At 37.6% G+C, this 14,548-nt stretch carries 14 protein-coding genes; 7 read left to right on the top strand and 7 right to left on the bottom strand.

All coding sequences use genetic code 11. The features are described from left to right. Positions 1-83 precede the first annotated feature (83 nt). Positions 84-3,440: a DNA polymerase III subunit alpha gene (gene dnaE / locus AC4BHP_RS00070; RefSeq protein ID WP_066108931.1), complete on the bottom strand. Its 3,357-nt coding sequence runs from the start codon at positions 3,438-3,440 to the stop codon at positions 84-86. A 182-nt stretch (positions 3,441-3,622) separates the two neighbouring features. Here dnaE and ytrH point away from each other — a divergent pair, with 182 nt between their 5' ends. Together ytrH and ytrI are read left to right on the top strand one after the other, a co-directional pair. After that, positions 3,623-3,958: a sporulation membrane protein YtrH gene (gene ytrH / locus AC4BHP_RS00065; protein WP_066108934.1), complete on the top strand. Its 336-nt coding sequence runs from the start codon at positions 3,623-3,625 to the stop codon at positions 3,956-3,958. After that, positions 3,928-4,455, top strand: coding sequence for a sporulation membrane protein YtrI (gene ytrI / locus AC4BHP_RS00060; protein ID WP_373925506.1), 528 nt, complete (start codon positions 3,928-3,930; stop codon positions 4,453-4,455). Before ytrH ends, ytrI begins: the two co-directional genes overlap by 31 nt. A 43-nt stretch (positions 4,456-4,498) precedes the next feature. Here the strand turns inward: ytrI and AC4BHP_RS00055 are convergent, their stop codons facing one another. After that, positions 4,499-5,446, bottom strand: a complete 948-nt coding sequence (locus tag AC4BHP_RS00055) for a DHH family phosphoesterase (protein WP_066108940.1) — start codon at positions 5,444-5,446, stop codon at positions 4,499-4,501. A gap of 148 nt (positions 5,447-5,594) precedes the next feature. On the opposite strand from AC4BHP_RS00055, the gene AC4BHP_RS00050 reads away from it, so the two are divergent. Continuing rightward, positions 5,595-5,897, top strand: coding sequence for a YtpI family protein (locus tag AC4BHP_RS00050; protein WP_066108943.1), 303 nt, complete (start codon positions 5,595-5,597; stop codon positions 5,895-5,897). A 69-nt stretch (positions 5,898-5,966) separates the two neighbouring features. Here the strand turns inward: AC4BHP_RS00050 and AC4BHP_RS00045 are convergent, their stop codons facing one another. Then, positions 5,967-7,274 (bottom strand): CBS domain-containing protein, encoded by a 1,308-nt coding sequence (locus AC4BHP_RS00045; RefSeq protein ID WP_066108946.1) that lies wholly within the window; start codon positions 7,272-7,274, stop codon positions 5,967-5,969. 59 nt (positions 7,275-7,333) lie between these two features. Beyond that, positions 7,334-7,582, bottom strand: a complete 249-nt coding sequence (locus tag AC4BHP_RS00040) for a hypothetical protein (RefSeq protein ID WP_066108949.1) — start codon at positions 7,580-7,582, stop codon at positions 7,334-7,336. A gap of 251 nt (positions 7,583-7,833) precedes the next feature. Between AC4BHP_RS00040 and AC4BHP_RS00035 the strand changes: the two genes are divergently transcribed. Further along, a complete protein-coding gene (locus AC4BHP_RS00035) occupies positions 7,834-8,283 on the top strand; it encodes a hypothetical protein (protein WP_140462224.1) in 450 nt (149 codons plus the stop codon). A 159-nt stretch (positions 8,284-8,442) separates the two neighbouring features. On the opposite strand, the gene AC4BHP_RS00030 is transcribed toward AC4BHP_RS00035, so the two are convergent. Continuing rightward, complete coding sequence (locus AC4BHP_RS00030) at positions 8,443-9,120, bottom strand: metal-dependent hydrolase (protein WP_490551051.1); 678 nt, start codon at positions 9,118-9,120, stop codon at positions 8,443-8,445. A gap of 132 nt (positions 9,121-9,252) precedes the next feature. Here AC4BHP_RS00030 and AC4BHP_RS00025 point away from each other — a divergent pair, with 132 nt between their 5' ends. Both AC4BHP_RS00025 and AC4BHP_RS00020 read left to right on the top strand, forming a co-directional pair. Further along, positions 9,253-10,344 (top strand): M24 family metallopeptidase, encoded by a 1,092-nt coding sequence (locus tag AC4BHP_RS00025; RefSeq protein ID WP_066108958.1) that lies wholly within the window; start codon positions 9,253-9,255, stop codon positions 10,342-10,344. A 295-nt stretch (positions 10,345-10,639) separates the two neighbouring features. Further along, positions 10,640-11,110: a universal stress protein gene (locus AC4BHP_RS00020; protein WP_066108961.1), complete on the top strand. Its 471-nt coding sequence runs from the start codon at positions 10,640-10,642 to the stop codon at positions 11,108-11,110. Positions 11,111-11,175: 65 nt separating this feature from the next. On the opposite strand, the gene argH is transcribed toward AC4BHP_RS00020, so the two are convergent. Continuing rightward, positions 11,176-12,549 (bottom strand): argininosuccinate lyase, encoded by a 1,374-nt coding sequence (gene argH, locus AC4BHP_RS00015; protein ID WP_139892799.1) that lies wholly within the window; start codon positions 12,547-12,549, stop codon positions 11,176-11,178. Next, positions 12,546-13,754: an argininosuccinate synthase gene (locus tag AC4BHP_RS00010; RefSeq protein ID WP_066108966.1), complete on the bottom strand. Its 1,209-nt coding sequence runs from the start codon at positions 13,752-13,754 to the stop codon at positions 12,546-12,548. Before AC4BHP_RS00010 ends, argH begins: the two co-directional genes overlap by 4 nt. 227 nt (positions 13,755-13,981) lie before the next feature. On the opposite strand from AC4BHP_RS00010, the gene AC4BHP_RS00005 reads away from it, so the two are divergent. Beyond that, positions 13,982-14,296: a hypothetical protein gene (locus AC4BHP_RS00005; protein WP_490551050.1), complete on the top strand. Its 315-nt coding sequence runs from the start codon at positions 13,982-13,984 to the stop codon at positions 14,294-14,296. Positions 14,297-14,548 lie beyond the last annotated feature (252 nt).

Below are 14,548 nucleotides of genomic sequence, written 5' to 3'. Positions count from 1 at the left end.
TATCATACGATACATTTTATCCCACTTCTGGTATGACCAAAATTATACTGTAAATATATCACAATATTCTGTCTTGTACATAGTTAATCTTCTTTAATCAGGACATTTCCTTCTCCTATAATTCTTTCTAAATCTTTCAGTAGGGCGGGAGTAGGGTTCACCCAGTTTTCCTTGGATAATTGAATAGTTTTTGTATCTTTTTCGTAATATATATACACCTTTGTGTTCCCACGATATTGAATCAAAACATTACGAATAGCTGTTAAGGTTTTATTGGTTTGAACATTTGGAGCAACCTTAATATAGACGGATTTAAAAAGTTCCTTTATTTTCGGTATATCATTCTCTAAATCATAAAGATTTTGTGTGATAAATTGTTTCTTCCCATTGCGCTCCTCCAGCTTTCCTTCTATTAAAACTAAATTTCCTTCTTTTAAAATGGATGAATATTGCTTGTACACATTTGGAAAAGTAACCCCTTCCATATCACCCGTTTCATCACTTAGAAGCAGAAAAGCCATATTTTCGCCTTTCTTTGTACGGATCAGTTTAACAGATTGAATATAAGCACCAACAAATCCTGTTGAATTCAGTGGAAAATTGGACAGAGGAAGTGCTCCTGCATGTTTTAATAAAGGTCTTGAACCGCTGATTGGGTGGTCGGATAAATATAAGCCGAGAACTTCTTTTTCTTTTTGTAACTTTTTGTCCGTTGGCATCGGGTCGACTACTACATATTTCGGTTTAATGAACATATCATCAGCATCAAAAAAACCAACTTCTCCTGAATCAGGACGAACCAATTCAGCATGCTCCAGTGCCACATCTATGCTTGCCAAAATACTTGCACGATCCATTTTAAACTCGTCAAATGCACCCGCGTAACATAAATTTTCCAATACTTTTCTGTTTATGATACGGGAAGGAATACGTATACAAACATCAAATAGATCTTCAAATGGGCCATTTTTACGAGCTGCAACCAGTTCTTTTAAGACGGAAGCTCCAATGCCCTTCACAGCTGCCAGACTGTAACGCACCCCTTTATCTCCTTCAAGAATAAACGGGAAATGACTTTTATTGATTGATGGCGGATAGACTATATAATCTTTTGACTTTAATTCCTGAACGTATTGAGCTATTTTATCATCGTTTCCAATTACAGATGTCATCAACCCTGCCATAAAGCTGCGCAAATAATTTGCCTTTAAATAGGCTAACTGATATGCAATTAGGCTGTAAGCGACTGCATGACTCCTATTAAACCCATAATTTGCGAACCGGACGATTAAGTCATATACTTCATTTGCCGTATGCTGTTCGTGCCCTCTAGCCATAGCCCCTTTTACAAAATGAGCTCTTTGTTCATCGAGAACGTCTTTTTTCTTCTTACTTACAGCTCTTCTCAGCAAATCAGCTTCTCCTAAGCTGAAACCGGCCATTGTCGAAGCAATCTGGATTATTTGTTCCTGATACACAATGATCCCGTAGGTAGGCTTCAGAATTGTTTCCAATTCAGTAATAGGAAAAGTAATAGGTTCAATTCCATGTTTACGATTTATGAATGTCGGGATATTATCCATAGGGCCCGGCCTATACAGGGCATTGACCGCTACCAAATCCTCAAAAACAGTGGGTTTTAGCTTTTTAAGGACATTTTGCATGCCAGCTGATTCAAACTGAAAAATCCCTGATGTTAGTCCCTTACTTAATAACTCAAATGTGGCCGTGTCATCCAATGGAATCTGACTTAACTGAATCTTCTTACCCGATGAACGATTTACCTGTCTCACAATCTGATCAAGCAAAGTTAAATTTCGGAGTCCGAGAAAATCCATTTTCAAAAGACCAATTTCTTCTAAAATTTCCATCGGGAACTGGGTCAAATAAACACCCTCATGCCCTTCCTGAATCGGAATTAAATCGGTCAGCGGTTGATCGGTAATAATTACCCCTGCGGCATGTATGGATGTATGTCTTGGAAGCCCTTCCCACTTCTTGGCGATTTCAAAAATCCGCTTATGAAGTGCAGATTCTGCAATCCATGTACGGAAACGGCTGGATTCAGAATGCGCCAATTGTATGGTCAGTCCGTTAATAGGAGGAAGCGAACGAGATAGCTGGTCCAACTCCTTCGTGTTCAATCCACAAACTCTGCCCGCATCCCGCAAAGCGGCCTTTGCTCCAAATGTACCAAAGGTTATAATTTGTGCCACATGAATGGGTCCATATTTCTTTGCTACGTACCGTATCATTTCTTCTCTGCGATTGTCTGGAAAGTCGATATCTATATCAGGCATCGTAATCCTTTCCGGATTCAGAAACCTTTCAAACAATAGATTGTATTCAATAGGATCGACATTGGTAATTCCAAGCACATAAGCAACCATCGAACCTGCAGCAGATCCACGTCCAGGACCTGTTAATATCCCTTGTTTATTAGCATGATTCATAAAGTCCCAGACAATCAGGAAATAGTCACTGAACCCCATATCAGCAATTACAGTTAATTCATATTCCAATCGTTCAAAGTGCTTTTTATCGGGAGTTGGATAACGCTTGGCAAATCCTTTTTTGCAAATCTCTATCAAATATTGATGTGCGGACAAATCATTAGGAACGGGATACTTTGGAAGTAATTTTTGATTAAACTCTAAGTTTACACAGCATTCTTTGGCTATTTGAATCGTATTTTCAAGAGCAGCCACATCGGATGAGTACCACTCCATCATTTCAGAACGGCTCGCAAAATGCTTCCTTTCATTCTCAGACAACTCGATTTTATCCAATTCTTCTATCTTTATATTATCTTTTAAACAAGTCAATGCTTGATAAGCCAGTGAATCTTCTGGCTTCAAATAACAAATATGGTGAGCTGCAACAAGCTGGGTGTTCGTTTTGTCAGCCAGTTGTTTGATCTTCGCCCTCTCCATTCCTTCCGTAGACGGTTTAGGCAATGAAAGATAAAAAGATTGATTACCAAACAAGGTTTTATATTTCAAGAGGACTTTTTCTGCAGCTTGCTCATTGTGGAAAAGTGTACTTTCAATTTCACCTTCTATTCCCGGTGTAATGGCAATGAGGCCTCTTGCATATCCTTTCAACCATCTGAATGGCAAACCATCAGGAGACTTCGTTTGAATTGCACTCGATATCTTCATTAGGTTATGATATCCTTCATTATTTTTAGCCAGCAAAATAAGAGGATAACTTTTATGCTCTTCATCATCAAATATATCTGCAGTCAAACCTATGATTGGCTTGATTCCCTGTTCCATGCATTCCTTGTAAAAAGACACAGCCCCATACATAACATTTCGATCTGTTAATGCGATACTGCTGAAACCATTATTCTTTGCCGAGGTAACGATATCCCTGATTGATAACGTACTCTCCAGAAGACTATACGCGCTATATACATGAAGATGGATTAATGACATTCTTTCGTCACATCCTTGTTATCATTTTTGTATTTAGGAGAAATTCTCTCTTATTCTCTATTATAGAAGTCCAATGCTCAAAAAGAAAATATGTTCGATGCAAGTTGAAAAACTTTTTAGCCTAATTACATATTACTCATCCCTCCCTCATATATATGTAAAAAACAAAAAGGACGAGGTAAATGAACCAGGCTTTCTTACCAGCATTTATAAACAGTTTCTTCATTTCATTTGGCGTACTGCTTGGCGGATCTTTGATCGGTGGACTGGCTGCTTTCATAACAGGTCAACCCCCATTAACTCAAGTGTTTCGCCTATCCGAGGGTTTAAGAATTTGGGCTATTGTGGCAGCTATTGGCGGAACTTTCGATGCGGTCTATTCATTTGAACGAGGAATCTTTCATGGTGCGACAAAAGATTTATTCAAACAAATCCTGATTATTATTTCAGCCCTTGGAGGAGCTCAAGCCGGTGCTCTCATTATCCAATGGCTGACACAGGAGCAGTTAAATCCATGAGAATCCCTCCATATTATCGAAATCCCTTATGGCAACGCTTTTTCGCAGGAGTTATTATAGGGGCGATCATAAGCTGGGGGCTTTTTTTGTATATGTTCGGTGATCTGCAGGAAAAGCAAATTCAGTTAATAGAAACACAGCAGGATGCTATTAAAGATTTACACGATGAGCTTGAAATATGGCAAAATGAATACGAAATTTTAAATAAAAAAAATGAGAGTAAATTACTCGTACAGGAAGTAACCGTTCATATTACAAACTATAAAAAATACAGATTGGATCCACTCAGTATTTTTGAGGTAGAGCAAAGTATTAAGAAAGATTTCGAAAGCTTATTAGGTAAGGATTTGGAAAGTGTGAGTCATGGAAAAGAACTCCTTAAAAGAGCAATTATTAATAAGAATATCAAATTAAACGGCAGGCACTATCAATTGGAAGTCCAGGAATTAATTCTATACACGCATATCGAAATTTCATTGTCGCTCAAACAAATTTAAGAACAGCCGGGTACTCCTCTGGGTACCTGGCTGTTCCACTTAATTATTTGGATCCATAGTTGGAACAAACCTGTACGAGATCTGCAAGGACATTATTCATGTCCTCCCAATTGTAAATGGTTGCGCCAGATGCTAAGGGATGCCCGCCTCCATTATATTTCATAGCTACACCATTAATAACAGGGCCTTTTGATCTGAGACGAACTCGAATTTCATCATTTTCTTCAATGAAAAATACCCATGCCTTGATTCCCTTTACAGATCCCAAAGTACTGACAAGTGAAGATGCTCCGGAGGATTTTACACCAAATCGTTCCATGACTTCCTTCGTAATTACGACTACCCCAACTCCTGAATCAATTATTTTAAAGTTTTCAAAAACATAACCATTCAAACGAACGACCGCTTCATCAACATCATACATACCATCGTATATATCCGTGCGATTAAATCCGTACTGAATAAGCTCGCCGGCATACAGAAATGTTTTATCGGTAGTACTTGGATATAAAAATCTACCCGTATCACCTACGATTCCTGCATATAATAATCGCGCTGCCTCCTGATTCATTCGTAATCCTTTATCCTTACCGTACTCATATAATTCATAAATCATTTCACTGCAAGAGCTTGCTGATGTATCAACCCACAAAAAATCTCCGTAAGGATCCTCATTTGGATGATGATCTATTTTAATCAAAAGATCCCCCCTCGTATACCGTTGATCACAGACCCTTTCCTGATTGGCTGTATCACAAACAATCACTAATGCTCCTTCATATGCTTCATCCGGAATCACATCAAGTCGCTTTAGAAAATGTAAAGATTCCTCTTCTTGACCAACCATGAATACTTGTTTTTCTGGAAAGGAATATTTAATGATTTCTCCCAATCCACATTGTGATCCATATGCATCAGGGTCTGGCCGAACATGTCTGTGCAGAATAATCGTATTGTATTTTTTGATTGCATCTATAATCTGTTCCTTCATCACTTTTCTCCCTTTATCTTTTGTATTTTTTATGTATGGTCATGCATATGATACCCGCAACCAAGGATAAGGAATCGAATTCCAAATTGGTACAATATTTCAATATCTTGTACAATATAGGCATACAACCCAATTGGAGGCACAGTGCATGATAATATTTGTATTTTTAATTGTAATGTCTTTTTCGTTTTTTATTTACTATAAGACAAAATACTTCAGAACCAAGTTACCTATGCAAAGAGCATATCTGTCCGGTAAATCATCCATCTCTTTAGGTGTATTTGTTGCTCTTTTCGGTCTTAATCAGCTATTCCTTTTTCATACAACTGTCACCTATATCGTCGCTGCTATTTTTATCATAGTTGGCGGATGGAGTATATATGGCGGTGTAAGAATGTATAAATATTATGCTCCCCTTGCTGAGGAAGAATATCAGGCGGCACTAAAATAATCGTATCATAATCATTACGTGAATATGCAAAATTGCCTTTATAGCTCCTATAAAGGCAATTTTTTATCGTTAACTACGCTCCAATAACTGGCAGGTCATCATGGCCTTACCGACCAATTTTCCTTCATTGAAGACTTCTATATCTACTTTTCCAAACTTCCGTCCAATTTCCAGTACCTTTGGTACAATTTCGAGTTTGCTCTCAAGCTGAACAGGCTTTAAGAAATAGATCGTCATATTCTCTACAACTAAATCACCGCGTTTATATCCTCGCAGCACTCTATTCGTTGCTTCAATTACCATAGCTGTAAATACACCATACGAGATCGTTCCCAAGTAATTAGTCATCTGAGGTGTCACCTCACACTGATAACTATCATTACCCTGAACAGCCGTCATTTGATTGGCGATGACATCATCAATCGTCTCACCGACCTGTGGTTGCCGCTGGCTCATTTGCAATGCCTTTAAAACATCTTGTCTGCTTATAATTCCGATTAAAAGATTGCGGTTATCAATGACTGGCAAGAGCTCAATACCCTCCCAAACCATCATATGAGCGGCAGATGCTACACTCGTCTTTTCACCTACAAAGATAGGATTTTTAGTCATAACTTTATCAATCTGTACGGAAGCATCAACCCCAAGAATATCCCTAGATGTAACCATTCCCTGCAGGCGCAAATTATCATCTACCACCGGAAAACGGCTATGCTTTGTCGCTTTATTCAGTTCAGTCCAACGTTCAACTGTATTTCCTGCTTTCAGTACTTCTGTTTTCTCAATTGGAATAAGAATATCTTCGACAAGTAAAATCTCTTTTTTAATCAGCTGATCATAGATTGCTCTATTAATCATTGTTGCAACAGTAAAGGTATCGTAAGACGTAGAGATCACAGGCATTTGCAATTCATCCGCAAGTTTTTTAACTGAATCCGCTGTATCAAATCCACCGGTGATGAGCACAGCTGCCCCTGTGGTTAATGCAAGTTCATGTGCTTTCACACGGTTCCCGACAATCAAAAGATTGCCTGCCTCTGTGTAACGCATCATCGCCTCAAGCTCCATAGCCCCTATGACAAATTTATTCAGAGTTTTATGAAGCCCTGATCTACCACCGAGGACCTGTCCATCAACGATATTAACAACCTCAGCAAATGTCAGTTTTTCTATGTTTTCTTTTTTCTTCCGTTCAATACGAATGGTTCCAACTCTTTCAATCGTACTGACATACCCTTTATTTTCAGCTTCTTTAATTGCTCGATAGGCGGTTCCCTCACTGACGGTCAGTGCTTTTGCAATTTGCCGTACAGAGATTTTTTGGCCAATCGGTAGTTCATCAATATATGCCAATATTTGTTCATGCTTAGTAGCCAAACTATTCACCCTTTTTCGTTATCCATTATTACTATTATAATGGGAAACGTTCCAATCAATCAATGTGACCTTTTATATTGTCTGGAAATATGGGGATTTTTTGTACCTTTTGACTGCGCAATTGTTCGTTTATTACCCACACTGTACAAAATAGCTGAAAGGTTCCCTCCCAAAACACTAAATGCGAGCGCAAGCCATGCGAATGAAAAAATGGTTTCTTCCATATTACCTTCAAATGATAGATATGGAAGTGCCCATAATAACATCGCCAGGCCAATTACCAAACTGATACCACAACGAATTTTCATAGATTTATCCCTCCTATAAGATAAATATATGAATAAACGAAAAAAAAAGAAGTACACATAAAACTAACAGGTTCGGTTTTAAGAACAAAATTAATTATGGATACATGCAGAAGTTAATTCAATTCACATTGAATTTGCTCATTTTTGCGTGCAATAAAGGATTTTTTCAGTTGAATTCTAAGTGTTTTAGAAATTTATGTTAAACTATTTTAGTGATTGATTAGTAAATTATTCCATTAAGAGGGAAGCGTATGAAAAAGTACTTGGTTACATTGATTGTATTGATTACTTTAAGTATGGGTGGCTATTTTGTTATTGGACTATTAAACGTAACACCACCTTCACCAACCATAACTGTTGAAGATAAAAATGTAGAGGTCGCACAAGGCTCGTATTGCTGGAATGGACTCATAAATGCTGGTTGTGTTGATATGACTTCTCCTCCAGAAATTATTAAAGATCACGAATTTAAACCTGTGGTTGCATCACCTGAATCTGAATTGAACATAGAATTCAAAAACACACCGCAAGAAAATACATTAAATGTAAATCAATGGCTTACCAATGAAAAAACAGCGAATGTACATATTAGGGATAATAAGATCGTATTGCCAAAAGAAAAAGGCGTATATGGTTACGATGTATCGGCAAGATGGGAAAAGGGCGACTCAAGTTATGCTTTTGTAATAGAAATCCGCTAGTTAAAATAAATCAAGTTAAAAAGCATCGGCATAGTACCGATGCTTTTCTTGGTTACACTATGAAAAATGGTTAGATTTTAATGCTAATTCTAGTATTAATTATTCTGATATTTAGCATTTTCTACTTAAAAAACAATCCGTTCACATAAAACTCTATTTTTATAATTCAATAGATTCTCCCGGATTCAGAACCCGAACGAGTTCTGAATCACATAAGGAAGCAAAATAATATGGATCCTGCTTAATCGGTGGGAACGTATTATAGTGAATTGGAACAACTTGTTTAGGGTGCAGGAATTCTGCAGCCAGCGCAGCATCTTCTGGCCCCATCGTGAAATTATCTCCAATCGGCAGGAATGCTAAATCAATCGGATGACGGTCACCAATCAACTTCATATCTGAGAATAAGCCTGTATCTCCGGCATGGTAAATCGTTTTACCTTCCGCTGTAATCAACAACCCTGCAGGCATCCCTCCATATATTAATTGGCCATTATCCTCAAACCCCGTTCCGTGAAAAGCTTGGGTTAATTTCACTTTTCCAAAATCAAACTCATAAGCTCCACCGATGGACATGCCATGTGTTTTTACACCTTTCCATCCCAAGTATGTACTTAATTCAAAATTACAGATTACCAACGCATCATGTTTTTTGGCCAACTGAACCGTATCACCCAAATGATCATCATGTCCATGTGTAATTAAAATATAATCCGGATTTACATCCTCCACTGTTAAATCTGTCAATTCATTTCCCGTAATAAATGGATCAATCAGCAATTGTTTCCCCTCTGTTTCGATTTTCACTACGGAATGGCCATGAAAAGATACTTTCATCTCCTTCAGTCCTTTCATTGTTTTTTCAATAAATACCCGTTAAATTAAGTTTTCTAACAATTTACATTATCCTGCATAATTGATACTCTACTTTCATAGTAACATTTACATAAAATATTATGGAGGTCCAATATGAGTAACTTAAATCACTTGGCAAATTGGCTTACCGAAAAACAGGCTGATGCTGCTTTTATCACGTCTACAGAAAATGTTTTTTACCTAAGTGGGTTCTATAGCGATCCTCATGAACGCTTATTGGCAGTAATTACTTTCCCTACTGAAGAACCTATTTTAATTTGCCCGCAAATGGAGGTTTCAGACGCAAAACAGGCTGGCTGGGGGTATGAAGTGCTTGGCATTTCTGATACCCAAAATCCATGGGAAGTTATTAAAGAAACACTGAAAAAAAGAAACATTTCTATTCAAACTCTGGCAGTGGAAAAAGAACATTTAACTATGGAACGACTTGAAGGACTTAATTCAATTTTAAACCAGCCGACATATATATCGGCGGAAGAAAAAATGCGTCAACTGCGTATGATTAAAAGTCCATCTGAATTAAAAATCATTAAAGAAGCTTGCCGTCTTGCTGACTATGCCATAAAAATCGGAACTGAAGAAATTGCAGAGGGTAAAACAGAAATGGAAATCCTGGCTGCTTTGGAGTATCAATTGAAAAGAGAAGGCGTATCCGAAATGTCCTTTGCAACAATGGTGCTAACTGGTGAAAACGCCGCTTCCCCTCATGGAGTTCCTGGACAAACGAAAGTCAAAAAAGGTGACCTGGTTCTATTCGACTTAGGTGTTGTGGTAGATGGATATTGTTCTGATATTACACGTACAGTTGCTTTCGGACAAATTAATGAAGAACAAAGGGAAATTTACAACACTGTTCTTGAGGCTCAAATTGCTGCAGTTGAAGCATGCCGACCTGGAAAAACTTGTGCCGAAATAGATTTAACAGCACGTAATATTATTAGAAATAAGGGATATGGTGACTATTTCCCTCATCGTCTTGGTCATGGCCTTGGAATTAGCGTTCACGAATATCCTTCCTTGACCGAAATCAATACACTGTCTCTTCAGGAAGGAATGGTCTTTACGATTGAGCCGGGTATTTATGTTCCTGGCAAAGCCGGCGTTCGCATAGAGGATGATCTATATGTGACTGAAAACGGGGTAGAAATTCTTACTAAATTCCCGAAAGAACTAGTAACTATTTAAGAGCACTATATAATAAACCAACAGACAGCGGGGATGAACTGCCCCTTAAAAGTTAGACACCAATCTAACTTTTAAGGGGTGTTTTTTATGTATTAAAAAAGAATACTAATCGGATTGAGAGACATTATCTTTCTTGAATCATTAAGTATTTCAAAATAATATTCAATAAATTAAGATATTCGTTATTGTATTATTTATAATATTTATAATTCATTTCAAAATATGTTCATATAATATTCCGACTTTTCGTGTAATTTATAGTATAATATAAATATACTTAAAGGAGGAGATTAATATGGCATTAACCTATAATAATATCCTTGTGGCAGTTGACGGTTCACAGGAGGCAGAATGGGCTTTCAAAAAAGCTATTGACGTAGCAAAAAGAAATGACGCTAGGTTAGTTTTAGCTCATGTTGTCGACAACCGTACATTTGCTGCAGTTGAGGCATACAGCATTTCTATTTCTGAGAGCGCTGAGCAATATGCAAAAGACCTTTTAGAGGAATATAAACAAATTGCTCTTGATGCTGGTGTTAGAGATGTAGCTCTATCTATTGAGTTTGGATCTCCAAAAGTAAAAATTCCTAAAGATATCGCTAAATCTTTTAATGTTGACTTAATTATTTGTGGCGCAACCGGTTTAAATGCTGTTGAGCGTTTCTTTATCGGAAGCGTATCTGAACATATTATTCGTTATGCAAAATGCGACGTAATGGTTATTCGTTCCGATGATAAACCTGTGGATCAAGCTGCAGCAAAGTAAGTATACACGTAATTAACAATAAAAATCCCATGCGCCGCGCATGGGATTTTTATTGTATGAGGCTCTTATTCCACTAAACTCTTTGCTTTATCAATAGCCAGTCTTACCTGATTAAAGCCAGTACCACCAGAGCTGTTTCTTCTTCTCACAGCCTCTTCCGGTTTCAAAGCTTCATAGATATCTTCCTCAATTAGATTGGATGCTTCTTTTAATTTTTCTAATGGAAGATCGAGTAGATAGTACCCCTTTTGTATACAATATAGAACTAATTTACCGACAATTTCATGCGCTTCACGAAAAGGGATTCCCTTAGCTGCCAAGTAATCAGCCAACTCGGTCGCATTTGAAAAATCGTTATAAACTGCTTCCTTCATCACATTTGTATGAACCTTCATAGTCTCTATCATTCCATTAAAAATTTTCAAAGATCCTTTTAGTGTGATAACCGTGTCAAACATGCCTTCTTTGTCCTCTTGCATGTCTTTATTGTAAGCCAGTGGCAAGCCCTTTAAGAGAGTTAATAACCCAAAGGCATTTCCATACACACGTCCGGTTTTACCGCGAATCAACTCTGCCATATCCGGATTTTTCTTTTGTGGCATAATACTTGATCCTGTTGAAAACGTATCATCCAATTCGATAAACCGATACTCTTGGCTGGACCACAAAATAATTTCTTCACTGAATCTGGATAGATGCATCATGATCAATGATGCATTATTCAAAAACTCTGCGATGAAGTCACGATCACTTACAGCATCTAAGCTATTTTCATAGATTCCATCAAACCCCATCAGCTGAGCAGTCAATTCCCGATTAATTGGGAATGTTGTACCAGCCAACGCGCCTGCTCCAAGAGGCGAGAGATTAATCCTTTTCAGGCTGTCCTGTAAACGTTCTTTATCTCGCTGAAGCATCCAAAAATAGGCCATAAAGTGATGCCCTAATGAAATAGGCTGGGCTCTTTGTAAATGAGTATATCCCGGAACAACTGTCTCGATATGCCTTTCGGCCACCTGAATCAGCGTGTTTTGGAATTCTGTAATTCCGCCGATGATTTCATTGACCTGGGAACGTAAATATAAATGCATGTCCGTTGCCACCTGGTCATTACGGCTTCTGGCAGTATGCAATTTACCTCCAACCGGCCCAATTTCATCAATAAGTAATTTTTCCAAATTTAAATGGATATCTTCAAAATCTACAGAAAAAGAGAGCTCTCCTTTTTCCGCCTTTTCTTTTAAAGAGTACAATCCATTCTTAATTAACTCGACTTCCTCTTTCGAGAGAATCTCACAGGCTCCAAGCATTGTCACATGAGCAAGGCTTCCTTCGAGGTCTTCCATCACTAATTCTTGATCAAACGCGATGGAGGCGCCAAAGGAATCAATCCATTCTTCGGCAGTTTTCGTAAATCTGCCTCCCCACAGTTTTTTCACACTGTCACCTTCTTTTGATTGTGAACCTGACTGTTTACTTTTGTAGGCAGTCCCCATAGATTGATAAATCCAACCGCACTCGCATGGTCAAATTCGTCAGCTGAAGTATAGGTTGCCAGGTTTTCATTATAAAGAGAGTATTCAGACTTTCTACCTTCCACAATAGCATGACCTTTAAATAATTTCACACGTACTACGCCAGTCACGAAGCTTTGAGATTGTTTCAAAAAGGCAATCAAAGCATCTTTCAGCGGTGAAAACCATAGGCCCTCATAAATGAGTTCAGTTAATTTCTTCTCAATTACAGGCTTAAAATGTGCCAATTCTTTAACCATTGTTAGGTCTTCCAGTTCTTTGTGCGCTTTAATTAAAGTTAATGCACCAGGACACTCGTATACTTCCCTTGACTTAATTCCAACCAAACGGTTCTCCACATGATCAATTCTGCCAACACCATGTTTACCAGCAAGATTATTAAGATTCTGGATTAATGCGGCTAAAGGAGATTCAACTCCATTTAATGCAACAGGTACTCCTTCTTTAAACGTAATCTCAATAATATCTGGTGTATCAGGAGTATGTTCAAGAGCTGTTGTTAAATCATACGCTCCCTCCGGAGGGGCTGCCCAGGGATCCTCAAGAACTCCGCATTCATTACTGCGTCCCCATAAATTTTGGTCAATTGAGTATGGGCTATCTAAATTAATCGGTACAGGAATATTATTTTGTTTTGCATATTCAATCTCTTCCTCGCGAGACCAGCTCCAGTCTCTAACCGGTGCAAGTACCTTCAAGTTAGGGTTCAAAGCTTGAATTGATACTTCAAAACGTACTTGATCATTCCCTTTTCCTGTACAGCCATGTGCCACAGCAACAGCATTTTCTTTTTCCGCTACTTCAACAAGTTTTTTTGCAATCAATGGTCGGGATAAAGCAGAAATCAATGGATATTTCCCCTCATACATTGCATGCGCCTGAAGAGCTACTAACGCATAATCATTAGCAAATTCTTCTCTGGCATCTATAACATAGGAAGAACAGGCACCAACCTTAATAGCCTTCTCTTTTATAAAATCTAAATCTTTGCCTTCGCCTACATCCAGGCAGCATGCTACCACGTCATACCCCTTTTGTTTTAACCAGGAAATAGCAACTGATGTATCTAATCCTCCTGAGTAGGCAAGTACTACTTTATTTTTATTCATGAACGTTCCCCTCCGATGTATATTTATTCAAATAAAAATGTTTTTATGCAATTAGAATATGTTATTCACTTTACCAACATTATGTGACTTTTTCAAGTATTTCCTGAAAATTTATTTTATGCCGAATCATTGTAACTTTCCGCTATTATAAATTACAAAAGAAATTCGTATATATTAGCCAGATTGTGTAAACTATTTGTATGAATGAACATTGGGAGTGAATTAAAATGGAGGATTTTTTCATATACGATGAACGTCTGGGTATACCGATTCCTCACCTGAAATTGGACTTTGCTGTCTACCCTCCTATTGTACAAAAAGCCATCCTAAACCGTTGGGAACAAATTAGAGGGGAGATCCCAGAGCGTATACAGGATATTGAACGGATTATTAATCATAAATTAAATCAGTTAAATGATGAAGATGATTTTGAGGTTTCATGTACTCTAAATTACGAAATTGCTGAACATGCCTCAATCATAAATGATTTATGGATTTGGTACAGAACTGAACAGGATTTAACAGGAAAAAAACATTTTTAATTTGTGGTCTATTATCAAAAAAACCGCCCATTATTGTGGGCGGTTTTTTTGATAATATTCATAAATTATGCAATTTAATCTTCCCTTACTTCCCGATGAAATGTCCATGCTCTGGAAAGTTAATTTCTCCAATACTAATTTACAAACTTTTTTAGATCCGGGTATTTTAAATAAAGGCTCTTTTCGTATAGATTGTTGCTTTTAGGTACAAAAAGGAATTATTTTCTTTTTATGGTATATTATAATATAAAT

The organism is Pradoshia sp. Z4_20, assembly GCF_058216035.1.
Note: the sequence above shows the minus strand (reverse complement) of the source record. Positions and strands in the feature narration are given on the sequence as shown.

Coding starts and splice junctions, on each gene's coding strand:
- dnaE (WP_066108931.1), bottom strand. CDS start 3,440: ATGTCATTAATCCATCTTCATGTATATAGCGCGTATAGTCTTCTGGAG.
- ytrH (WP_066108934.1), top strand. CDS start 3,623: ATGAACCAGGCTTTCTTACCAGCATTTATAAACAGTTTCTTCATTTCA.
- ytrI (WP_373925506.1), top strand. CDS start 3,928: ATGGCTGACACAGGAGCAGTTAAATCCATGAGAATCCCTCCATATTAT.
- AC4BHP_RS00055 (WP_066108940.1), bottom strand. CDS start 5,446: ATGAAGGAACAGATTATAGATGCAATCAAAAAATACAATACGATTATT.
- AC4BHP_RS00050 (WP_066108943.1), top strand. CDS start 5,595: ATGATAATATTTGTATTTTTAATTGTAATGTCTTTTTCGTTTTTTATT.
- AC4BHP_RS00040 (WP_066108949.1), bottom strand. CDS start 7,582: ATGAAAATTCGTTGTGGTATCAGTTTGGTAATTGGCCTGGCGATGTTA.
- AC4BHP_RS00035 (WP_140462224.1), top strand. CDS start 7,834: ATGAAAAAGTACTTGGTTACATTGATTGTATTGATTACTTTAAGTATG.
- AC4BHP_RS00030 (WP_490551051.1), bottom strand. CDS start 9,120: ATGAAAGTATCTTTTCATGGCCATTCCGTAGTGAAAATCGAAACAGAG.
- AC4BHP_RS00025 (WP_066108958.1), top strand. CDS start 9,253: ATGAGTAACTTAAATCACTTGGCAAATTGGCTTACCGAAAAACAGGCT.
- AC4BHP_RS00020 (WP_066108961.1), top strand. CDS start 10,640: ATGGCATTAACCTATAATAATATCCTTGTGGCAGTTGACGGTTCACAG.
- AC4BHP_RS00010 (WP_066108966.1), bottom strand. CDS start 13,754: ATGAATAAAAATAAAGTAGTACTTGCCTACTCAGGAGGATTAGATACA.
- AC4BHP_RS00005 (WP_490551050.1), top strand. CDS start 13,982: ATGGAGGATTTTTTCATATACGATGAACGTCTGGGTATACCGATTCCT.